The organism is Epibacterium sp. ABZ3_068, from assembly GCF_056159265.1.
The window spans coordinates 112890-135540 of sequence record NZ_JBSWUV010000001.1; the positions used below are offsets into that span (position 1 = coordinate 112890).

Sequence of the window (22651 nt, forward strand, 5' to 3'; positions counted from 1 at the left end):
AATCAGCGCGCGGGCTCAGGCTTTGCGCGCTTTTTTATGCATAAAAGCAGGTCCTCCCGCGCAGTTTATGGCCCCCGGGCCTGCGGCCCGAGCCCCAACACCCCTTGGGCGTGGCAGCCCGGCCCTGGGGGCCGGGCTGCCACAGCGCCAGAAGCAGAGGTTCTGAACCACAGAAGGCTCGCCCTGTGCCCGTTCCCTGTGATATAGATCCGGGCAGACACATAAGAGGCAGACGAATGAGCAGCTCAGCCCAATTGGAAGACCGCCTGCGGGCCGTGATTCTGGAGAAACCGGATGTGGTGCTGGATGACCCCAGCGTAATGGAGGCCCTGGTTGCCGCCAATGATCGCGCCCTTGGGGCAAATGTCGTGGATATGCGCGGCATTGCCATGTCCCGACTTGAAGCCCGGCTGGACCGGCTGGAGGATACGCATCGTTCGGTCATTGCCGCAGCCTATGAGAACCTCGCAGGCACCAACCAGATCCACCGCGCGGTTCTGGCCCTGTTGGACCCGCTGGATTTCAAAGGGTTCCTGGCCTCTCTGGATGGAACGGTGGCCGAAGCACTGAACCTCGATGCGTTGACATTGGTGCTGGAAAGCAACGAGGCAGATGACGCACAGGATGTGGCTGAAGCCGCCGGAGCCTTGCGTATTCTGCCCACCGGTTATGTGATGCGCTACCTTGGCACGATCCGCAGCACGCCGCCCCCGGTTGTTACCCTGCGCCAGTTGCATGAAGGCAACGAAATGATTCACGGTGAACAAGCCGCCTGGATCCGCTCCGAAGCGGTTTTATCCCTCGACCTTGGCCCGGGGCGCCTGCCTGCCATGCTGGTCTTTGGCTCGGAAGATCCGCATCAGTTCACCCCACAGCACGGCACCGACCTTTTGACCTTCTTTGCCGGTGTGTTTGAACGGTCTTTGCGCAACTGGCTGTCATGACCCTGATTTCGCCAGCCTGCCGGGATGCGCTGGAAAGCTGGCTGACCAGCATCCATGCGCTGCAGGGGGCGTCCGATAACACGATTACCGCCTATTCTGGCGATGTGCGGGATTTCCTGGCCTTCATGTCCGCCCATTTCGGCGGACCGCAAGGTTTGGGGGCATTGGCGCAAATTACCACCGGCGACATGCGCGCCTGGATGGCGGCGACCCGCGGCGAGGGTGTCGGCGCGCGTTCGCTGGCCCGCAAACTCTCCTCGGTCAAAGCCTTCTACCGCTGGCTGGCAGAGCGGGAAGGGTTTGAACCCACCGCGGTTCTGTCCGCCCGCGCCCCGAAATACACCAAGAAGCTGCCCCGCCCCCTGTCAGAAGACGCAGCAAAAGCGGTGCTTGAGACGGTTGCGCTGCAATCGGAAAAACCATGGGTCGCGGCCCGTGATGTGGCGGTTGTTACGCTGCTTTATGGCTGCGGCCTCCGGATCTCTGAAGCGCTGTCTTTGAAGGGACGGGATGTGCCGCTGCCGGATGTGCTGCGCATATTGGGCAAGGGTCAGAAAGAGCGTATTGTCCCTGTATTACCTGCTGCACGCGATGCGGTTGCACATTACCTGCGCCTGTGCCCGTTTCAGCCAGAACAGGACGCGCCGCTGTTTCGGGGCGTGCGCGGTGGCGCCGTATCCGCCAGCCAGATCCAAAAGGCCGTTGCACAGACCCGAGCCCAGCTGGGCCTGCCGCCAACCGCCACGCCACATGCCTTACGTCACAGCTTTGCCACGCATTTGCTTGAGGCCGGCGGCGATCTGCGCACAATTCAGGAACTTCTGGGGCATGCGTCCCTCTCCACCACCCAGAATTACACCGCCGTGGACACCGCGCATCTGATGGACGTCTACCGTCGCGCCCACCCCAAGGCGTGAGACCAGCGCAATTCCCCTAAAATGCGACATAAATTGCCCCCGCATTCAGCGGGCCTCATTAACCTTGTCAGGCCATCATGGCAGCAACATTTTCCAGAAAGGAATCACACATGCTGCCCTCTGACGTTCCTGCTGCCGTCCTGATCCAAATGGCCGATGGTGCCCCAACCTCTCCGACCCTGCCCCTGCCCGCCCCCCTGCGTGCCCCTCGCGGTCGGCGGATCGAGCTGCCCAGCCCGCATACCGCCAAACTGTCGTTTTTTGGCCCCACGGAGGCCCAGCCCCAGGAAAGCGCGCACCGCATCCTGCATTAACGCCTCAAGTAACAGGCAGCAGCTCAAGGGGGCACCCTGCCCCCGGCTGACTGCGCGCCTCAGGCCCTCCTGCAGCAGACCAGGCCTGCTTTCACCCTTGAAGCCCTGCTCGAAATTCGTCATCACAGTCGAATGACACCTCAATTTCGCGCTTTATCCGTTCATCTTCTAACCGCCACCGGGGCCGTTTTTGCCATGCTCGCCATGCTGGCCGCGGTCGAAGCCAAATGGAACCTGATGTTCCTGTGGCTGGTGGTTGCTTTTGCCGTTGACGGCATCGATGGCCCTTTGGCACGCCACTACAATGTGCGCCGCTTTGCCCCCGAATTTGACGGGGTGCTATTGGACCTCATCATTGATTATCTGACCTATGTATTTATCCCGGCCTTTGCGCTGTTCAAATCCGGGCTGATGGCGGGCTGGACCGGCTGGGCCGCAATCATCGTGATCACTTTCGCCTCGGCCATGTATTTTGCCGACACCCGTATGAAGACCAAGGACAATTCCTTTTCAGGTTTTCCGGGGTGCTGGAACATGCTGGTCCTGGTGATCTTTGCGCTGGAACCCAGCCATTGGACCAGTCTTGTGTTGGTCACCGCTCTGGCCGTAGCGATGTTCCTGCCGCTCAAATTCATCCACCCCGTACGCACCGAACGCTGGCGCAGGATTTCGCTGCCCATGGCTTTGGCCTGGACCTTCTTTGCGGGCTGGGCCGCCTGGGTCAATTTTCACCCCGGAAGCTGGGCCCATTGGGGGCTGGTGGTTACGTCGGTCTATCTTCTGCTGGTGGGAATCACCCAGCAAATCGTGCCTCAGCGTGACTAAATCAACAAACCTGCTGCGCCCTCGTGGCGCAACAGGGCAACCTTGGTCTCCACCCCGCCTTGCCCCGAAAATCCGCCCAACCCGTTAGCCGCCAATACCCGGTGGCAGGGGATCAGCACTGGCAGCGGGTTTAGCCCACAGGCATTGCCCACCGGCTGCGCGGCAGAGCCCAGCTCCTGTGCGATGTCTCCATACTCCCGGGTCTTTCCAAAGGGGATCCGGCACATCGCAGCGCAGACAGCCTGCTGAAACGCACTTCCCCCAACCCGCATCGGTACATCAAAGGACTGCAGCCGACCGTCGAAATAGGCGGCCAATTGCGCACAGGCCTCGCGCAGCACCGCCGAGTCACCAGTCTCATCGCCGGACCAGGCAACCCCAACAATCTCTCCAGCATTTTCACGAATAAAGAGCCGCCCAACCGGGGTCAAAAGTGAAGAAATTCGCATCGGCTTTCCTAAAATTTTACGTTATTTTTAATAGGCTTATGGCGAAAATTGGGACTCACCCAGCCACCACTCCCACATATAGTATTCCACCGCCTCAGAGCCCGCACTTTGGTTAACAAACTACCCCAAATTGTTAACCACTCACCCAAAGCGCATCCCACTTTTCCTAAAATTCGCGTAAAACATATTTAAGAGTTGTTAGGAAAGGTAAAGATTATGGTCTCAGCAGTGAACGGTGCATCCAGCGTGTCAAGCGTCAGCGTCTACCGCAAACTGAACGGCCATTTAAACGGCCGCGCCGCAACCCAAGTCAGACAGGCGGATGCCTGCCCGGACGCAGAGTTCCGCAAAATGGGTAAGAAAGCAGCGGCGCTCCGCGCTACGCGTCAGGAGAAAGCTCAGGAACTGTATGAAAAGCGCACCGCGCGCTACATTCCCTCAAATATGGCGATGGAACACGCAGTCCAAAACCGGATCAACAATCCGAAAAATCGTAATCAGACATTAAAAATGATCGACGCCGCGCGAGACCTGCGCAGCGGTATCTATGCAGGTCCCCTGCCCGCAAGCGCCATGGCAGAGAAACAGCGCTACGACAGTATGCGTGTGAACAACTATATGTAAGTCGCTCACACGCGGGAAATCTTACTGCAACTTGGTCCAGAAAGATTCCAAATGCCGGGTCATGATCTGTTCGAACCGGCCGCTTTCCCGCAAGGCCTTCAGACCCGCGTTCACACGATAAAGGTGCGACGTGCCACGCCAGTGCGATTTGGAGATGACCACATGCAGGCCAACCTCTGACACCGGCCGTTCAAGCGGTACAACGCTGTCACGCAGCCCTTCCTTTACGATGGTTTCCGCACCCAGGAACAGGTTCATGGCCACCGCGTCCACATCTCCGCGCTGAAGCAAAGCAAAACACTCACGCGGATGACGCTGATCCACAATAGAGATGTCAGCCTGTGTCATCCATTCACGCTCGGTGGTGTCCAGATCATGGTTGAAATAGGCATTGGGACGGCAAATCGTCTTGCCATCCAGGTCCGAGGCGCTTTCAAACGCCATCGGGCGCTCCACGTTCACAAACAACATCACCGGGATCGTAACCACCGGGTCTGAGAAGTGGAACTTGACGCACCGATCGTGGCCCGGATTTGCCGCGCAGTTGGGTTTGACCCAGGGAAAGCCCATATCGAACTGCTTCTCGTCCAGCATCGGGAACAGATGTTTGGTCCAGTCTGTCTCCCAGCTGACGGCATAGCTCACCGGAGAGGGGGCCAGTTCAAGCGCGGCGTTGACCAGTTCGGTCACCATGCCCTGCCCCGGCAGATCCTGACCCGAGAACGGACCAAAGTTATCGCCGGTCAGCAGGGTCATCTCTGCATCCGCCTTGCGCAATGGTGTGGCGTCCGGCGAAACATCGTCCTCTGGGCAGGGAATAAACAAAGTCCGCCCCGGAATCACGGTTGTCTCCGCCAGCATCTGCTGGTTGCGGTAATAAATCAGGCTCCAGCGTTCCCGGTCTCCGTAATGCTCTTCGGCAATCGAGAACAGATTGTCCCCCGGTTTTGCCAAATAGTTCACATCACAGATGGCCCAAGCGGACGTCGGCGCCAGCCCCGCGACCATACCCAGAGCCATACTCAGGCCCAAAACCCCTTGGAAAAACAGCTTTTTCATCACTGCCCCCTTAGAACCCGGCCCAGATACGTGCCATGTGATCCTCGATGATCGACTGATACTCGCCGGTTTCGTGGATCTTGCGCAGACCATCGTTCACCAGGCCAAGGATCTGTTCCGATTCCGGGTGTGATTTATGCACAATTACATGCAGCGCCTGAATTGAGATCGGCTGGGGCACAACGGAGAATTCGTCGGTCAGGCCAAGTTCTGCGATATGGGCCCGGCCTGTGAATTCATTCATCACTGCCGCATCCGCTTCACCAGCCAGAACCATCTCGTAGCATTCCGTCGGCGTGAGCGGCTGAACCAATTTTACTTTGCCGTCACGCAACCAGTGGCGACCATCCTGTTCAAACAGATAGGCTTCATACCCTTGGGGGCGGCAGAAGGTTTTGCCGAACAAATCTTCGTCTTTGGAGAAGGTCAGCGGACGGTCCTTGTCGGTGAACATCAGCACCAGCACTTCGAACATCGGGTCCGAGAAGTGGAAGTTCACACAACGATCCGCCTCAGGGTTGCCGTCACAGTCGGGTTTGTACCACGGGAAACCGGCATCCAGAAGCGCGTTGGACAACAGCGGCTCTTCATGCGCAGTCCAAAGATCAACCCAATGGATCGCATAGCCATCCGCCGGGTTCACCGCCTTCATCGCTGCATCTACGATTTCGGTCATGATACCACCGGCGTGCAGTTGTTTGCCGGTAAAGGGCTCAAAATCATCCGCCGTCAGCAGGTTTATTTTGGTCCGCACAGACGCATCACCTGCAGCAATCTTCACCGGGCGCGCGGCCACAGGCGCAGCCTCGGCGATTTCCTTACCACCCTCCAGACCTGTCGGCAGCCCCGCAATACAGGGAATGTCCAGCTTCATACCAACACGGATCGCATTCGGGCTTGAGCCGATGGATTTGATGTTCTGGGTGTGGATCAGGCTCCACTTTCCGACGTCTTTGTACAGCCTATCCGAAATCAGCGACAGGCTGTCACCGGATTGCACCGTATAGACCCCGCCGCAGGTCTGTGCAGCAGCAGATTGGGCCGCCAGGGCGCCCAGCCCCAATGCAGCAGCGGTAATGATATTCTTCATGGTTCCCCCTGAAAAAGTGGCAGCACGGCGCGTTTGGCACGCCGCAAATTGATGAGAGTTTAGGTTATCTTTTCGAATGGAGGGCGCGACTAACCGCACCCACCTCGGCATTTTTATTTGGTTATCAGGGCATTACAGCCCGCCTAACCTCAATTTGCGATAAAGAGACTCAGGATCGTCTGCGTGTCCACCTGACCGTCCGGCAGGATAAAGCCTTGCGGAACCTGGATCGCGCCGCTTGCATGTGCCTCAACCAGCGACACTGCGATCTGCGCTTCTGATTTGCCTGCGCTGGTGGCCTCGCTGATCAGGCGATATAGATCGCTGACAGCGGCCTTGGTTTCGGCCTCGGACGGGGCAGCTTGGCCGGTTTGGGCAGATTGGCTGCGCAACGCCTGCAAGGTGCCTGCAGTCATGCGCGCCATCAGATCCGCATTTGGCTCCGTGGCTATCGAGGACGCCAATGCTTCCACATGACGCTGCGGAACCTGCGGCGCGGCCTCCGTTTCCGAAACAGCAGCGGGTTTCGCGTCCTTGGCTTGGGCCGTAAAGGCGGCGACCTGTTTTGGATCCGCCTTGAACAGCGACGTCGTATCGAATTTCAGCTTCGCGGGTGCGCTGCCCTCAGAGGTTTGCACAGGATCCGTAACAGCAGATTTGGACCCGCCGCCCCCGAGTTTCGCCATCGCATCCGCAATAGCCTGCTTCATAGGATCAACCGTCTGCGCCTCCGCTATAACAGTCGGGTTTACAGACGTTGGCTGCGGGGCAACCACGGCTGCCTTATCAGGCTCGACCGCAGGCTCGATGATCTCGGCCACAACGGTTTTGGAGTGCGGCGTATCCGGCGTGCCCGGTGCTTTTGCCTCAGCCTGCGCAATATCGACCGGGGCCACAACCGGCTGCACCTTGGTGATAACCGTTTCGGGATCAAACTGCGACGGCGCGCCCGCTGCCACTTGGGCAGAAGGTGCAGGCGTGGCCTCAGGCGTCTGCCTGGCGTCACCCTGTGCAACCGCTTCCGACTTACCACCAGCAAATTGCAAAACGCCAAGGCCCAGCGCCACCACGCCCAACGCGGCGGCGGCCAGCCCCAGTGGTTTCAACGACGAACCGGATTTGGCCGTCGCTGCCATGCCAAAGGATTTCTCCCCCTGAGCACTGGCAGAGGCCAGGCTTTGGGGTGTCATACCCTTGGACGGTTTGGTGATCTTTGGTGCAGCTTTGGATGTGGCAGCATCCGTTTTTTGCACCGCAGACGTTACAACCTTAGACTGCTTCGCCTTATTCTCCGACTTTGCCGAACCTGCCGCTTTGGCAGGGCTCTGCTGCGTCGACTTCAGCGCGATTTTGATATTTCCAGTCGACGAAACGCTTTTGACCTGAACACTGCCTGCCTCATGCGAAGCGGACACGGGCTTTGCGTCCGTGTTCTTCAAATGCTTTTGCATAGAATATGCATCCCCCAATAACCGGTACCCACCCACGAGTTACCACCGAAAATCTACATTTCGTTAATGGTTTCTTAACCACTCGTAGTATTTGGGTCAACATTTAGTGTGTTAACACAAGACCACACACACTCTTCAGCGACCCCAACAGGCAAACCGCCAATTCACCCGCCGCTCTCGTGCTATCGGATCCCGTGATTCCGAGACAAGCAAAAGGAGCAGCCGGGCGCCCCAAAATACCACTCAAAATTGTCTTAAATTTTCGGGGATACCGAGGGGATACTGCGGGGAATACACGGGTGTGGCAGCCGAAATACAAAAGGGCGCCCGGTCGGGGCGCCCCTTAAAACCGTTAAGTTACGTAAGGTTATCCAAGCGCATCATTGCAACGTTTGCAGACACCCGGATGGGCATGGGTGCCAACATCCGGCAGGATCTTCCAGCAACGCTGGCACTTCTCCCCCTCGGCCTTGGCAAAGACCACACCGACCCCCGGAACATCATCCAGCGTAAACGCATCTTCTGGAACCGGATCCGTCGACAGATCCAATTGCGAGGTGATGCAAATATCAGCAAACCGCGCCGGATCGTTGATCTCTGCCAGAATCTCCGGTGTGACAAAGACCTTGGGGTGCGCTTCCAGCGGCGCGCCGATGGTCTTGTCCTGACGGTAGACCTCCAGACAGCCGGTGATCACACGCCGCACCGACGCCAGTGTCTGCCAGCGTTTGCGCATCTCGGGATGTTTCCACTCTGGCTGTGCCGCCGGGAAGTCCTGAAGATGGATCGAGCTCTCATCACCCGGGAACCGCTCCAGCCAGATCTCTTCCATGGTGAACACCAGGATCGGAGCAAGCCATGTGGTCAGCCGGTGGAACAGGATATCCAGAACCGTCCGGCAGGACCGGCGCAGATCAGACTCCAGCGGATCGCAATACAGAACGTCTTTGCGGATATCGAAGTACATCGACGACAGGTTGATGGTGGCAAAGTTGAAGATCTTGTTGAACACGCCCGAGAAATCGAACTTGGCGTAGCCTTCGCGCACCTCGTCGTCCAGCTGGGCGACGCCGTCCAGCATCAGCTTTTCCAGCTCGGTCATCTGCGCATAGGGCATGCGCTCTTCCTCGGTGAACCCATCCAGATTGCCCAGGATAAACCGCATGGTGTTGCGCAGACGACGGTAGCTGTCGGCGGTGCCTTTCAGGATTTCCGGACCGATGCGCTGGTCTGCAGTGTAATCCACCTGCGCCACCCACAGACGCAGGATATCCGCGCCGTATTGCTTCACAACCTCTTCCGGCACGATGGTATTGCCCAGGGACTTGGACATTTTCATGCCCTTCTCATCCAGGGTAAACCCATGCGTCACAACATTGCGATAGGGCGCACGGCCTTTGGTGCCACAGGCCTGCAACAACGACGAGTGGAACCAACCACGATGCTGGTCGGTGCCTTCCATATAGACATCCGCAATGCCGTCTTCGGTCCCGTCTTCCCGGTCGCGCAGCACAAAGGCATGGGTCGAACCGGAATCAAACCACACGTCCAGAACGTCAAACACCTGATCATAGGCTTCAGGGTCGGCAATACCGTCGAGAACCTTCGCCTTGAACCCGTCTTCATACCAGACATCCGCACCGTTTTCTTCAAAGGCGGCTTTGATGCGGGCGTTGACCTCATCATTGCGCAGCAGGAAGTCCGCATCCGTCGGCAGCGCGCCTTTCTTGGTGAAACAGGTCAGCGGCACACCCCAGGCGCGTTGGCGCGACAGGACCCAGTCAGGACGCGCTTCGATCATGGAGTAGAGGCGATTGCGGCCGGTCTGCGGTGTCCATTTCACCAATTCGTCGATCGAGCGCAGGGCGCGTTCGCGGATGGTGTCGCCCATTTCTCCCATGCCGTCATCCAGCTTGCGATCCACACCGGCAAACCACTGCGGCGTGTTGCGATAGATGATCGGCGCTTTGGAGCGCCAGGAGTGCGGGTAGCTGTGTTTGATCTTGCCACGTGCCAAGAGGCCGCCAACCTCGACCAGCTTGTCGATCACCGCCTTGTTGGCATCGCCCTCGCCGCCTTTGTGGTTGAGGATATACTTGCCGCCAAAGAACGGCAGATCCGCGCGGAAACCACCATCATCCATAACGTTATAGGTGATGACCTGCTCCAGCATGCCCAGATCGCGGTAGAGCTCAAATTCTTCCATACCGTGGGAGGGCGCGCAGTGTACAAAACCCGTACCTTCGGTGTCGGTCACAAACGGGGCACCACGGAAATCGCGGATGTCGTCCCATTCGCCATTGGAGCCTTCGGCCCCTGCCAGCGGGTGGGCCAGCTGGGCATCCGCCAGCTCGGACACCGGAACATCTGCCACGCGGGTATATTGATCTTCTTCCAAACGGGCGCGTTTGAATACATCCGCGGCCAGATTATCAGCCAACAGGTATTTTTCACCCACTTTCAGCCAGCATTCCTCGGGCGTGCCTGTCACCTCATAGAGGCCATAGGCAATGTCTTCACCAAATACCACGGCCTTGTTCGACGGAATGGTCCAGGGCGTGGTAGTCCAGATCACCACATGAGCACCTGCGTGTTTGTGGTCCGGGTTCGACACTTTGAACTTCACATAGATGGTGAAGCTCTCCTTGTCGTGGTATTCCACCTCGGCCTCGGCCAGGGCGGTTTTCTCCATCGGAGACCACATCACCGGTTTGGAGCCCTGATAAAGCGTGCCGTTCATCAGGAACTTCATAAACTCATCCGCGATCACAGCCTCGGCGTGATAGTTCATGGTCAGATAGGGATCTTCCCAATTGCCGGTGATGCCCAGACGTTTGAACTCTTCACGCTGGATCTTCACCCATTCATCGGCAAAGGCGCGGCACTCCTGACGGAACTCAACAACCGGAACGTTGTCTTTGTTCTTGCCCTTCTTGCGGTATTTCTCTTCGATCTTCCATTCGATCGGCAAACCATGACAGTCCCAGCCCGGCACATACCGCGCGTCAAACCCCATCATCTGATGGCTGCGCACGATCATATCCTTGATCGTCTTGTTCAGCGCGTGACCAATGTGCAGATGCCCGTTGGCATAGGGCGGTCCGTCATGCAGCGTAAATGGTGTGCGACCTTCTTTTTCACGCAGGCGGTCGTAAACGCCGATTTTCTCCCAGCGTTCCAGCCATGCGGGCTCGCGCTTGGGCAGGCCTGCGCGCATGGGGAAATCGGTCTGGGGCAGTTTCAGCGTGTCTTTATATTCGGGTGTGTCGGCGCACATGTGTGGCGTCCTTTGAATGATCTGGTCGGATTTTGGATATTCGGATCGGTGCGAAGTCTCAAGCACCTTTGCCCGGCGTCTCGCAGGATCCCAAAAGGGATCAGAGCGCCGGGTATATAATTCGAATAATGATGGCCGCACGGTGGGACATGGGCCGCCTTATAGGGGCTGTGATCAACGGGGTAAAGCGTTGAAGCTGGCGAAAATCAACGCGGATCCAGGGCATTTGCAGCGTCACATGCACAGGCAGCCAACTGTCCCCAGCAGTGTTTCTTACAAAACCTCACGATCATGTAACTTGTTTGAGCGCGCCCTGCAGGTTACGGCACTAAGTAACCCTCATTAAGTCAAATAAATGGTTACAGTTGCGGAGATCCCTTATGAACCTCTTGAAATTCCTGTTCGGCAAACGCGCCCCCGAAGCCCCGGCCCGGCGCATCCTGCATATCGTCGCCTCACCCCGCGGTGCGGACTCGCAGTCCTCGAAACTTGCAAATGCCTATCTTGAGGCCGCAAAGGCGTCCAATCCGAACCTTGTGGTGGATGTTATCGACCTTTGGGCCGAAGACCTGCCAGAGTTTGACGGCGATAAGGCAGCGGCCAAAATGACCTTCTTTGGGGTGGGGGAAATGGATGGCCCGCGCCAGTCCGCCTGGGATCAGATCGTGGCCATCACCGAACGCTTTACCAGCGCCGATGAATATGTCCTTTCGGTGCCGATGTGGAATGGGGGCATCCCCTATCGCCTGAAGCAATACATCGACATCATAACCCAGCCGGGCCTGACCTTTGGGTTTGACCCCGAAAATGGGTATGGCGGGTTGCTGCAGGGTAAAACCGCGCGCGTTTTTTATACAGCCGGTGTTTTTGCACCGGGAGCGGAGTCCAAATACGGAGAGGACTACCATTCGGCCTATCTGACATGGTGGCTTGAACTGGTCGGAGTCAAAGAGATCAAAGTTGTGCGGTTCCAACCCTCCCTGATGACCGCCGATCAGGCAGGCGATCAAACAGCGGCTGTCCAGCGGTCCTCTGCTTTGGCGCAGGCGGCGAAATAAAACGACACGCCCCTCACCTTCCGGCGTGATCCCCGGAGGGTGAGGCATCATGACCCCTCGGCCAGCGTTTGACGTTGAAATTCAAGTGAAACGCCACTCCCCCCTTTTCCGACCTGACCAGTTGTGGCAATAGGACGCCTGTTCATGCCAGAGGGTTGCACAGGCTCCCTCAAGCCGTTCCCCACCACATAAACACGACGTTCAAGACGGGAGCAGCCATGCATTGCATGCGTAAATTCACCCTTGCCACCAGACCTGTTCTCAGCCTCGCGCTTTGCTTCGCGGCTCTGTCCTCATCCGCCCTGGCGGACAGCTCCCCCCGTACGGAAGGCTTGCCCAGTGCGGAAGCCTTTGCCGAAAAGGGCCGTGCCGCGGCAGAACGATTTCCGGGGTATGGCGACCTGTGCCAGCTCGACAAAGTGATGCGCAACGTCAATGCCCCCCGCACACGAAACGCCACCCGTCCGCGTCAGGAGCGCGCAGCCCAACGTCGCCAAGAACGCGCACCGCTGCCGCCGATGCAGGTGTTTGACAACCTCTTTTTCCTGGGCACGCCCGGTGTCTCTGCCTGGCTCTACGGAACCGAGGACGGTTATATCCTGATCGACGGGCTGGTCAGTGACGAAGCTGCCGAAACCTATATTCTGGGTGGGATGAAACACCTTGGGCTGGACCCAAGGGCGATCAAACACGTGCTGGTTACCCATGCCCACGGGGACCATTATGGCGGTGCGGATTTTATGGCTGACCATCTGAACCTCGAGATCCTGATGTCTGCCCCGGACTGGCGCCTGGCCAAGATGACCCCGGAACATCCGCGGTTTGGCCCGGCCCCGCAATCCGGCGGCACAGTGGCCGATGGCGAGGTTCTGACAGCCGGCACCAGCAAGCTGACTGTTCGGGTTACCCCCGGCCACACTCCCGGCACGGTTTCGCCAATGTTCACGGTCTATGACAACGGCACGCCACATCAGGCGATGCTGTGGGGGGGGACCGGGTTCAACTTTGGCTCCAGTGCCAAGATCTTTCGTATCTATGCGGCTTCGGCCAACCGGATGCGCGATCTTGCCCACGCGGAACATACCGATGTCTTCCTGTCCAACCACCCGCGCCGCGACGGATCCGCAGCCAAAATGGCAGCACTTGCTGATCGTCAGGGCGGTGCGGAGCATCCTTTTGTCATCGGAGCCGACGGGTTTGCCCTGTTTGACGTATTGGAAAACTGTGCTTTGGCCCAAGCGGTGCGATTTGAACAGGAAGCGGCCATCGCGCCCGCGACGGCTGCGGAAACTGCGCGGGACTAACGTCACGGGGGAGGATGGCAGCACTGCGACCTGCGCCCCCCTTTTTCACGCCGCCTTTTTATGGGGCAGCGAGGCGTTTCATCCGGTCTGAGCGGCGCTCAAAATGGTCAAAATGTTTCGCACGCGAAACAATTGACCGTACGGACAAAATGCAACGGATCGTGAAAAATCACTTGGGCCCTGACGGGATATTCGGGAAGAGCCGGACAATAACACCCAGCAAAAATGCGGTGCTGATCCCGAAACACAACAATCCGGTTATCGCCGCAAAGGTTGCAAAAATGCGGTCGCCTGGCTCAAGCGTGACATCGCCATAGCCCAGGGTGGTATAGGTCACGAGCGCGAAGTAGAACGAGGTCTCAAGCCCCTTGATCGCACCGCCCCACATGAAGGTAAGCGCCCAAAGCCAGATCTCGAACGCGTGGGCCAGAACCATGCACAGAACACCCGCAGCGAGAATGACATTGTCGTGGATCCAGCTTGCGGTTTTGTCCAGTTTTTCTCCAACGGCGACGATAAAACGGATGCTGCCGCCAAGGACGACAACGTGAATCAGCGCGCAGGCAACCAGAAGAGCCGACCCGTGTAAAATTTGCTGTAATAGCTCCATTTTTTCAAAAACCGCTTTGCTTGTTAATCCCGTTGGGTATGGTGGCGATTAAACACCCATTTCCCGGAGCTGTTAAATGTTTAATTTCAAGTCATATTTTGTCGCTGCGGCCTGCCTGTTCCTGCCGGCATCCGCAAGTGTCGCCCAAGATGCTGCCAGACCTGCCAAAGTCTTTCAAGTTGTACAGTCCTCCGGAGACGTCAAACGTACATACCCCGGCATCGTCCTGCCTGCGGAAGAGGTGGAACTGTCCTTCCGGGTGAGCGGCACAGTGTTGGAGCTGCCGATCCGCGCCTCAAGGCAGGTGTCCAAAGGCGATATGATTGCGCAGCTCGACCTGCGGGATTTCCAGACACAAGTGGCGCAGCTGCAAAGCCAGCGCGACCAGGCTGCGGCACAGCTGGACGAGTTGAACGCCGGGTTGTTGCCGGAAGAGATCGCCGCCCTTGAAGCCGCAGTGGCCTCGGCGCAGGCGCAATATGATCAGGCCCTGGAACAGGCCGAGCGGACCCGGCAATTGGTGGAACGCAACGTGAGCGCGCAGGCGACGCTGGATCAGGATGAGGCCAACCTTCGGGTGACCGCAGCCAATCTTGACGCGCAAAAAGAGCAGCTGGCCCTTGGCCTTGCAGGCGCGCGCGACGAGGAGATTGCAGCTGCCGAGGCCGCACTGGCCGGAGTTGAGGCGCAGCTGCAAATTGCCAAGGACAACCTGACCGACGCCACGTTGGTCGCCCCGTTTGACGGGTTGATTGCCCGGCGCGACATCGACAATTTCACCAATATCCAGTCGGGCCAGAGCATTGCACTGCTGCAAAAGCTGGAGCCCCTGCACATGACATTCAACGTACCGGGCCCGGATGTGAGCGTGCTGACGGCCAATGGAGTGGAAAATATCTCCCCCTCGGCGGAGGTGGATTCATTACCCGGTCAGGTGATGGAGGCCGAGGTTGTGGAATTCGCTCTGCAGGCCGATGCGACAACCCAGACCTATCGCGGACGTGTTTCCGTTCCCCAGCCTGAAGGTGTGATCATTCTTCCGGGCATGGCCGGACGGGTCAGCCTGATGGCCCCGGGCTCCACCTCAGAGCTGCTGCAGGTGCCGCTGACAGCAATCGCCGCCACTCCGGATGGCGCGCCTTTTGTCTGGATTGTGGATGACGCCAATGTCGTTTCGAAACGCCCCGTCACCCTTGGCGAAGCCGCAGGCGAATTGGTCGCGGTGACCAAAGGCGTGGCCGTCGGTGACCGCGTAATTGCCGCCGGGGTCAGCCAGATCCAGGATGGTATGGAGATCCGTCCCTTCACCCGTTTTGGAGGCTAAGACATGGATCTTGCCCGTTTTGCCATTACCAAACGGCTGATTTCGGCTGTCTGCACCTTTTTGATCCTTTATGCCGGCTACTTCGCCTATAACGCCTTGCCACGGTTTGAGGATCCCGAATTCATTGTGCGTCAGGCACAGATTATCACCCCCTACCCCGGCGCATCAGCCGAGGAAGTCGCCGATGAGGTGACAGAGGTGATTGAAAACGCCCTGCAGCAGCTTCAGGGTATTGATGAGGTCCGCTCTGTCTCTTCCCCCGGCGTCAGCACGGTGACAGTGGAATTCACGATCAAATCCACCCCGGACTATCCGGCGCTGTACGAACGCTTTGCCCAGATGCGGGCCAAGGTGGACGACGCACAGTCTGACCTTCCGCCCAATGCGTTGAAAACCCAGGTTTATGACGACTTTGGCGACGTCTATGCAGTCTATCTGGCCGTGCTTGGTGACGGCTATACAATGACGGAGCTTTACGAATACGCCAAAGATCTACAGCGCGAGCTGGTAACCGTGGATGGCGTGTCCAAAGTGGTTCTGAACGGGGTGCAGGATGAGGTGATACATGTGGATTACTCCCCGGCCCGTCTGGTGGGTCTGGGGCTTTCGACCAGTCAGATCGGCCAGGTTCTGGAAGGTCAGAACCTGGTGACACCCGGCGGTTCGATCCAGGCGGGGCGCACCCGTTTGGAAGTGCGCGCACGATCAGGTGTGTCGACGGTGGATGCAATCAGCAACCTGTTGATTACCAATCCCCAGACCGGAGCTTCCTTCCGGCTGAAGGATATTGCCACCGTGACCCGCGGGCTGAAAGAACCGGCGACATCTTTGCTGTATCGCGATGGGCGGCCCGCCGTAGGGATCGGGATTTCCAACACCCGTGGCGGCAACGTTGTGAACATGGGCGGCGCTGTGTGGGAGAAGCTGGACAGCCTGAAGAGCGAACGTCCCATCGGGATGGACGTTGTTGCGATCTCGGATCAATCGGTGTCGGTCAAAGAATCCGTTGATGCCTTTGTGATGAACGTGATTGTGGCGCTGGCCATTGTGGTGGGAACGCTGCTGATCTTTATGGGGCTGCGCTCGGGCATTCTGATGGGCGGCATCCTTTTGGTGACTGTCGCGGGCACCCTGATGGGCATGTATCTCTATGGGCTGGACATGCAGCGGATCTCACTCGGGGCGCTGATCATTGCCCTGGGCATGCTGGTGGACAATGCCATCGTGGTGGTCGAGGGCACATTGGTGCGCGTTCAAAAGGGTGAAAACCCGGCCGAGGCGTCCATCTCCATTGTGAACCAGACAAAATGGCCCCTGCTGGGGGGCACCGTGGTGGGGCTTCTGGCCTTCTCGCCTGTTGGGTTCTCGCCGGACAATACCGGGGAATATGCGGGCAGCCTGTTCTGGACCATCTCTATCTCGTTGCTGTTTTCCTGGCTCGTGGCAATTTGGCTGACCCCGTATTTCTGCACGCTGCTCTTGAAGCCCGGCAAAGAAACCGGTGAAGAACACGAAAACATCGTTCTGCGTGCCTATCGCCGGTTCCTGGATCTGGCAATCCGGATGCGCTATGCAACCGTCGCGGTGGTGGTTGGGCTGTTCATTTCGGCCATGCTGTTGCTGTCCTTCGTCCCGCCGGGGTTCTTTCCCAGTTCGACACGGCCGCAGTTCGTGGTGGATTTCTTCCTGCCGCAAGGAGCGGACATAAAGGCAACCGAAGCTGACATCATGGAGATTGCCGACCACGTGCGCACCCTGCCCGGTGTGACGTCGACAAACACATCCGTCGGCAGCGGTCATTTGCGGTTCATGCTGGTCTATGAGAGCGAGGACCAGAACTCGGCCTATGGGCAGATCCTGGTCGACGTGGAAGACTTTGCCCAGATCGACCTGCTGCAGGGAGATCTGCAGAACTGGATCAACGAGAACTACCCAGACTCCAACACCAAGGTCTGGAAATTCGTTCTGGGCCCTGGTGGCGGCTCCAAGGTCGAGGCACGTTTCCTGGGCCCCGATCCGGCTGTTCTGCGGGGGCTGGCGGATCAGGCCAAGGTGATCATGGCAGATGCCGGTGCCGTGGCCGTCAAGGATGACTGGCGCGAACAGGTGCCGGTGATCCGCCCGGTCATCAACACCGAGAACGCGCGCCGTCTGGGGCTTACCCAAGGGGAAATCTCAAACGCGATGTACACCCATCTGAACGGCGCAAGCCTTGGGGTTTACCGCGAGGGAGAAGAGTTCCTGGACATCGTGATGCGGGCAGTTGAAGCCGAGCGGAACGACGTGAGCCAGCTCAGCAACATCCAGATCTACTCCCAAGTCATCGGCGATTACATCCCGATGACCCAGGTGGTGGATCGGTTTGACGTGGTGTTGGAAGCCGGGAACCTGCGCCGGATCGACCGAAAACTGGCAATCACCGCGCAGTCAGACAATGCGCCGGGTGTTCTGTCCGGGGATCTGTTCACCGCCGTACGTGCCCCGATCGAGGCCATTGAACTGCCCCCCGGCTATACGCTGGAGTGGCAAGGCGAGTACGGCAATTCAGCCGAGGCAAACGCTGGCCTGGCCTCGACCATGCCGATTGGCTTTGGTGCGATGGTACTGGTGGTGATCTTCCTGTTCAACGCCGTGCGCCAGCCGCTGATCATCTGGCTGACGGTGCCTCTGGCGCTGATTGGTGTGGTCTGGGGGCTTGCTGCGACGCAGACGCCGATGGAGTTCATGGCCATTCTGGGTGTTCTGTCGCTGACAGGGATGTTGATCAAGAACGCGATTGTTCTGATTGATGAAACCGACAGTCAGATTGGCGATGGCAAGGCCCGGATGCAGGCCGTTGTGGACGCAGCTGTCAGCCGCGTGCGACCGGTGTCGCTGGGGGTTCTGACTACGGTTCTGGGCGTTGTCCCCCTGATTTGGGATCCGTTCTTCAAATCACTGGCCGTGGTGATCATCTGCGGTCTGAGCTTTGCCACCATCCTGACCCTGATCGTGGTGCCCACGCTTTATGCGATCTTCTTCCGCATCAGGATGGATGAGGTTGAAGGCTAAATGCGTCCTCCGGCGGGTAACGACCTGCCGGAGGGTTTCCCTGGCGCCTTTGGCATTTTGAACGGTTGGCGCGCTAATGCGAGATCATCCAGGGGCGTTTTGTTGGAAAGCTCTTGGAACCATCAGGGCGATAGAGGGTCTTGCTGTTCTTTTTCTGCCCCCCTCCGCAGCAGCCACAGCCTGGCCCATGGTGACCGCTGCGTTTGGGGCTGTCGGCAGAGCGTTCATTGGTGGCGTGGGCGTGGCGGCGATTGCTGTCCATCGTCGCGAGGCTGGGCGCGGTTAAAATCACCCGCGGGCTTTCGCTTCCGCAGTCCGGGCATGTGCAGGGCTGATCAAAGGCGGAGACTTTGCCCAGGGCTTCAAACGGGCCGCAGTCGTCGCACCAGTATTCATAGATCGGCATCGGTAGATCCTTGGCAAATGGGTCAAAAAAGGCGGCGCGTGTTGCGCCGCCAGGGGGGGGAGCATCAGAGGTCTGGCGCCAGAGGAATATCGACGGAACCATCCAGGAATTTCTGCGGACCTGCCGCATTGGGCATCAAATCCCATTCAAAGATGTCATTTGGCAGCCACAGGGTTGCACAGGCGTTTGGAACGTCCACCACACCGGAGATATGCCCCTGAACCGGTGCGGTTCCGAGGATCGCATAGGCCTGCGCGCCGGAATAGCCGAACTTTTTCAGGTATTCGATCGCGTTCAGACAGGCCTGGCGATAGGCCACATGCACGTCGAGATAGTGCTGGGTGCCCTCTTCATCGACGCTGATCCCTTCAAAGATCAGGTAGTCATCGTATTTCGGCGTGATCGGCGAGGGTTTGAAGATCGGGTTCTTAATCCCGTATTTCTCCATACCGCCCTTGATCAGCTCGACTTTGATATGCAGCCAGCCCGCCATCTCGATCGCGCCGCAGAAGGTGATTTCACCGTCGCCCTGACTGAAGTGCAGATCGCCCATGGAAAGGCCTGCGCCGTCCACATAGACCGGGAAGTAACAGGTGGAGCCGCGGCTGAGGTCCTTGATGTCGCAGTTGCCGCCATGTTCACGCGGCGGCACGGTGCGGGCCCCTTCGGCGGCGGCTTTGTCTCGCTCCTCACCTTTGAGCGCGCCCATATGCGCGCTTTGCGTATTGGGCAAACAGGCCAGTGTCGGCACCCGGTCTGGATCGGTGTTGAACAACGCCGTTTCGCGGGTGTTCCAGGTTTCCAGCATTTTGCGATCCGGCAAACAGCCGATCAGGCCGGGGTGGATGAGACCCGCGTATTTCACACCGGGAACGTGGCGGGATGAGGTGAACATGCCGTGGAAATCCCAGATGGATTTCTGGGCTTCCGGGAAATGTTCGGTCAGAAAGCCGCCGCCGTTTTGTTTGGAGAAGAAGCCGTTAAAGCCCCAGTTCATCTCTTCCTTGGCGCCGATGTCGAGGATCTCAACCACCAGCAGGTCGCCCGGTTCTGCGCCTTTGACGCCGATGGGACCAGAGAGGTAGTGCACCTGCTCCAGTTCCACATCCCGCACGTCCGAGGCGTCATCGTCGTTTTTGATCTGACCGCCGGTCCAGTCATAGGTTTCCACCTTGAAGTCATCGCCGGGATTGACCCAGACGTTGATCGGAATGTCCGGGTGCCAGCGGTTGTGGACATTTTCATTGGTGTGGGGGCTCTCGCTCAGGTCGACCGAGATCAACGTATCCGAGGCGGTTCCGGTATAAAGCGTGTCGGGCATCTTTCTTTCTCCCTGTTTTGAATAGGTTAGACGGAGAGGAATTTGGAGACCTTGGCCTCATCAATTCCGTCGCGGGGGCTGTCGTGGACAAATTCGCCGTTCTCGATGACCATCACCCGGTCGGCCACATCGAGCGCAAAGCTGAGCACCTGTTCAGAGACCACAATTGTGAGCCCCTTCTGATCGCGGATTTTGCGCAGGGTACGGGCCATTTCGCGGATGATGGACGGCTGGATCCCTTCGGTGGGTTCATCCAGCAGCAAAACCTTGGGGTTGGAGGCCAGCGCGCGGGCGATGGCCAGCTGTTGCTGTTGCCCACCCGACAGGTTGCCACCCCGGCGGTTCTTCATTTCCAGCAACACGGGAAACAGCTCGTATATATCGCCGGGGACTTTGGACTGACCTGTCACCGTCAGGCCGGTTTCAACGTTTTCCTGCACCGTCATCGCAGAAAAGATCATCCGCCCCTGCGGCACATAGGCAATTCCATTGGCAACCCGTTGGTGGGATTTCATACCGGTGATGGCGGTATCGCCCACGGTGATCGCACCGCTTTTTTCCGGCACGATCCCCATCAGGGTCTTCATCAGCGTGGTTTTCCCCATGCCGTTGCGCCCCATGATGGCGACGATTTCACCCCGCTTCACGTCCAGATCCAGACTGTGCAGAACCTCGGATTCGCCATAGGCGGCGCGCAGATCGCTGACATTCAGCATTGTGGTTCTCCTTTCTCAGTGACCGAGGTAAACTTCGACGACTTTTGGATCATTCTGGACCCGCTGCATGGACCCTTCGGACAGGGTCTTGCCCTGGTGCAGAACGGTGACGCGGGTGGCGATGTCTTCGACAAAGCCCATGTCATGTTCGATCACGATCACGCTGCGGTCGGCGATAATGCGGTTCAAAAGCTCTGCGGTTTTCTTGCGCTCTGCCACCGACATGCCCGCAACCGGCTCGTCCAGCATCAAGAGTTCCGGGTCCTGAATCAGCAGCATGCCGATCTCAAGCCATTGCTTTTGCCCGTGGCTGAGGTAGGCGGCCTTTTCATCCAGTTGATCGTCCAGGAAGATCGTAGTGGCGATCTCCTCTATGCGGGTTTTCACGGCCTCGTCCCGTTTGAAGGCCAGCGCCCCAAAGACCCCGTGCCCCTTGGGGTAAGAGAGTTCGAGGTTTTCAAACACCGTCAGATCCTCGTAGACCGACGGTGTCTGAAACTTGCGACCGACACCCGCGTGTACAATCTGGTCCTCGCGCATCTCCAGAAGTTCCTGACCTTTGAATTTGACTGACCCTTCGGTGGCTTTGGTGCGGCCACAGATCAGATCCAGAACTGTGGTTTTACCTGCCCCGTTGGGTCCGATGATCACCCGGCATTCATTGGGTTCCACATAGAAGCTGAGGTCATTCACCGCCTTGAAGCCGTCAAAGCTGACCGTCAGCCCTTCGACGCGGAGCACGTATTTATCGTTCATCGTGGTCATTGCCTGGGCTCCTATTCCGCTGGCGTGCGCTGCTGCGCCGCTGTGGGCGCGGGTGATTTCCTGACAAGTTTCAACAGGCGCGGTTCGATCTTTTCCGACCAGATGCCCGCCAGACCATTTGGGAAGGCCATCACAACGCCGATGAACAACCCGCCCAGTCCCAGGAGCCACAATTCGGGAAAACTCTCGGAAAAGGTCGTCTTGGCCCAGTTCACCAGAAGCGCGCCATAGACCGCGCCAAGGATCGACATACGCCCTCCGACCGCGCAGAAAATCACCATCTCGATCGAGGGGACGATGCCCACGAGGGTCGGAGACATGAAACCGACCTGCAGGGTGAACATCGCCCCGCCGATCCCGGCGAAGGCCGCGCCCAGACAGAAGATAAAGATCTTGAAACTGGCCACGTCGTAACCGGAGAAGCGCACCCGGTCTTCCTGATCGCGCATGGCAATCAGAAGGCGACCGAGCTTGGACCTGCGCACGAATTGCGCTGCAAACAGCACCGCAAACAGAAGGATGCCGTTGACGTAGTAGAGGGTTTCCTTGGCCTCATCGGTGCGGATGTCCCACCCCAGCAGTGTCCGCAGATCGGTGATACCGTTGACACCGCCGGTGAACCCCTGCTGGCCGATGATCAGGATTGTCAGGATCGCGGCAAAGGCCTGGGTGATGATGGCGAAATAGACCCCGCCCACCCGGCGGCGGAACATCGCAACCCCGATCACAAAGGCAAAGACAACCGGTACGGCCACCACGGCAAACAGCGCAAATCCAAGCGAGTGGAAGGGCTCCCACCACCATGGCAGGGCGGTGAGCTGGTTCCAGTCCATAAAATCCGGGATGCCGGGCGTGGATTGGATGGCCGTGTTCTCCGGGGTCGACGCCTCAAGCTTGAGGAACATCGCCATGCAATAACCGCCCAGTCCAAAAAAGACGCCCTGGCCCAGGCTGAGGATGCCCCCTGCCCCCCAGCACAATGCAAGGCCGACTGCGACAAACGCATAGGTGAGATACTTGCCAAAGAGGTTCAGACGAAACGTGTCCAGAACGGCCGGCAAAAGGAAGAATATGACGCAGGCCAAGATGGCAAAGCCGATCATCTCGGAGCGGGTGAAGAGTGCGTGTGCTTTCATGGCTGGCTCT

The 22651-nt window shown here is 58.3% G+C and carries 20 protein-coding genes; 9 read left to right on the top strand and 11 right to left on the bottom strand.

What is annotated here, in order from left to right:
- The first annotated feature begins 236 nt into the window (after positions 1–236).
- The 4 genes from ACXAEW_RS00570 to ACXAEW_RS00585 all read left to right on the top strand — a co-directional run bounded on the left by ACXAEW_RS00570 (position 237) and on the right by ACXAEW_RS00585 (position 3000).
- Positions 237–944, top strand: coding sequence for a DUF484 family protein (locus tag ACXAEW_RS00570; RefSeq protein WP_474939450.1), 708 nt, complete (start codon positions 237–239; stop codon positions 942–944).
- Complete coding sequence (locus ACXAEW_RS00575; RefSeq protein ID WP_474939451.1) at positions 941–1861, top strand: tyrosine recombinase XerC; 921 nt, start codon at positions 941–943, stop codon at positions 1859–1861. Before ACXAEW_RS00570 ends, ACXAEW_RS00575 begins: the two co-directional genes overlap by 4 nt.
- 110 nt (positions 1862–1971) lie before the next feature.
- On the top strand, positions 1972–2175 hold the full coding sequence (locus ACXAEW_RS00580) for a hypothetical protein (RefSeq protein WP_474939452.1): 204 nt from the start codon (positions 1972–1974) through the stop codon (positions 2173–2175).
- A 132-nt stretch (positions 2176–2307) separates the two neighbouring features.
- Positions 2308–3000 (top strand): CDP-alcohol phosphatidyltransferase family protein, encoded by a 693-nt coding sequence (locus ACXAEW_RS00585; RefSeq protein ID WP_474939453.1) that lies wholly within the window; start codon positions 2308–2310, stop codon positions 2998–3000.
- On the opposite strand, the gene ACXAEW_RS00590 is transcribed toward ACXAEW_RS00585, so the two are convergent.
- Positions 2997–3449: a methylated-DNA--[protein]-cysteine S-methyltransferase gene (locus tag ACXAEW_RS00590; protein ID WP_474939454.1), complete on the bottom strand. Its 453-nt coding sequence runs from the start codon at positions 3447–3449 to the stop codon at positions 2997–2999. The genes ACXAEW_RS00585 and ACXAEW_RS00590 overlap by 4 nt on opposite strands.
- Positions 3450–3665: 216 nt before the next feature.
- On the opposite strand from ACXAEW_RS00590, the gene ACXAEW_RS00595 reads away from it, so the two are divergent.
- The gene (locus ACXAEW_RS00595; RefSeq protein ID WP_474939455.1) at positions 3666–4073 is read left to right on the top strand and encodes a hypothetical protein; all 408 of its coding nucleotides are present in this window, start codon (positions 3666–3668) and stop codon (positions 4071–4073) included.
- 21 nt (positions 4074–4094) lie between these two features.
- On the opposite strand, the gene ACXAEW_RS00600 is transcribed toward ACXAEW_RS00595, so the two are convergent.
- The 4 genes from ACXAEW_RS00600 to ileS form a co-directional block, all read right to left on the bottom strand.
- Entirely contained in the window at positions 4095–5132 is a 1038-nt protein-coding gene (locus ACXAEW_RS00600; RefSeq protein ID WP_474939456.1) for an ABC transporter substrate-binding protein, read from the bottom strand.
- 10 nt (positions 5133–5142) lie between these two features.
- The gene (locus ACXAEW_RS00605) at positions 5143–6222 is read right to left on the bottom strand and encodes a LysM peptidoglycan-binding domain-containing protein (protein WP_474939457.1); all 1080 of its coding nucleotides are present in this window, start codon (positions 6220–6222) and stop codon (positions 5143–5145) included.
- Between the two features lie 149 nt (positions 6223–6371).
- The gene (locus ACXAEW_RS00610; RefSeq protein ID WP_474939458.1) at positions 6372–7673 is read right to left on the bottom strand and encodes a hypothetical protein; all 1302 of its coding nucleotides are present in this window, start codon (positions 7671–7673) and stop codon (positions 6372–6374) included.
- 367 nt (positions 7674–8040) lie between these two features.
- Positions 8041–10950 carry an isoleucine--tRNA ligase gene (ileS, locus tag ACXAEW_RS00615; protein WP_474939459.1) on the bottom strand — a complete coding sequence of 970 codons (2910 nt, stop codon included), beginning with the start codon at positions 10948–10950 and terminating at the stop codon, positions 8041–8043.
- Between the two features lie 380 nt (positions 10951–11330).
- Here ileS and ACXAEW_RS00620 point away from each other — a divergent pair, with 380 nt between their 5' ends.
- Together ACXAEW_RS00620 and ACXAEW_RS00625 are read left to right on the top strand one after the other, a co-directional pair.
- The gene (locus tag ACXAEW_RS00620) at positions 11331–12008 is read left to right on the top strand and encodes an FMN-dependent NADH-azoreductase (protein WP_474939460.1); all 678 of its coding nucleotides are present in this window, start codon (positions 11331–11333) and stop codon (positions 12006–12008) included.
- A 227-nt stretch (positions 12009–12235) separates the two neighbouring features.
- A complete protein-coding gene (locus tag ACXAEW_RS00625; protein WP_474939461.1) occupies positions 12236–13312 on the top strand; it encodes an MBL fold metallo-hydrolase in 1077 nt (358 codons plus the stop codon).
- A gap of 169 nt (positions 13313–13481) precedes the next feature.
- Here the strand turns inward: ACXAEW_RS00625 and ACXAEW_RS00630 are convergent, their stop codons facing one another.
- On the bottom strand, positions 13482–13922 hold the full coding sequence (locus ACXAEW_RS00630; protein ID WP_474939462.1) for a potassium channel family protein: 441 nt from the start codon (positions 13920–13922) through the stop codon (positions 13482–13484).
- 76 nt (positions 13923–13998) lie between these two features.
- On the opposite strand from ACXAEW_RS00630, the gene ACXAEW_RS00635 reads away from it, so the two are divergent.
- Together ACXAEW_RS00635 and ACXAEW_RS00640 are read left to right on the top strand one after the other, a co-directional pair.
- Entirely contained in the window at positions 13999–15246 is a 1248-nt protein-coding gene (locus ACXAEW_RS00635; RefSeq protein ID WP_474939463.1) for an efflux RND transporter periplasmic adaptor subunit, read from the top strand.
- Positions 15247–15249: 3 nt separating this feature from the next.
- Complete coding sequence (locus tag ACXAEW_RS00640; protein WP_474939464.1) at positions 15250–18297, top strand: efflux RND transporter permease subunit; 3048 nt, start codon at positions 15250–15252, stop codon at positions 18295–18297.
- Positions 18298–18370: 73 nt separating this feature from the next.
- On the opposite strand, the gene ACXAEW_RS00645 is transcribed toward ACXAEW_RS00640, so the two are convergent.
- The 5 genes from ACXAEW_RS00645 to urtC all read right to left on the bottom strand — a co-directional run bounded on the left by ACXAEW_RS00645 (position 18371) and on the right by urtC (position 22641).
- Positions 18371–18703 carry an FmdB family zinc ribbon protein gene (locus ACXAEW_RS00645; RefSeq protein WP_474939465.1) on the bottom strand — a complete coding sequence of 111 codons (333 nt, stop codon included), beginning with the start codon at positions 18701–18703 and terminating at the stop codon, positions 18371–18373.
- Between the two features lie 64 nt (positions 18704–18767).
- The gene (fmdA, locus tag ACXAEW_RS00650) at positions 18768–20024 is read right to left on the bottom strand and encodes a formamidase (RefSeq protein ID WP_474939466.1); all 1257 of its coding nucleotides are present in this window, start codon (positions 20022–20024) and stop codon (positions 18768–18770) included.
- Between the two features lie 26 nt (positions 20025–20050).
- On the bottom strand, positions 20051–20740 hold the full coding sequence (urtE, locus tag ACXAEW_RS00655; protein ID WP_474939467.1) for an urea ABC transporter ATP-binding subunit UrtE: 690 nt from the start codon (positions 20738–20740) through the stop codon (positions 20051–20053).
- Between the two features lie 15 nt (positions 20741–20755).
- Positions 20756–21505, bottom strand: a complete 750-nt coding sequence (gene urtD, locus ACXAEW_RS00660) for an urea ABC transporter ATP-binding protein UrtD (RefSeq protein WP_474939468.1) — start codon at positions 21503–21505, stop codon at positions 20756–20758.
- 11 nt (positions 21506–21516) lie between these two features.
- Positions 21517–22641, bottom strand: a complete 1125-nt coding sequence (gene urtC / locus ACXAEW_RS00665; RefSeq protein WP_474939469.1) for an urea ABC transporter permease subunit UrtC — start codon at positions 22639–22641, stop codon at positions 21517–21519.
- Between the last annotated feature and the right edge of the window lie 10 nt (positions 22642–22651).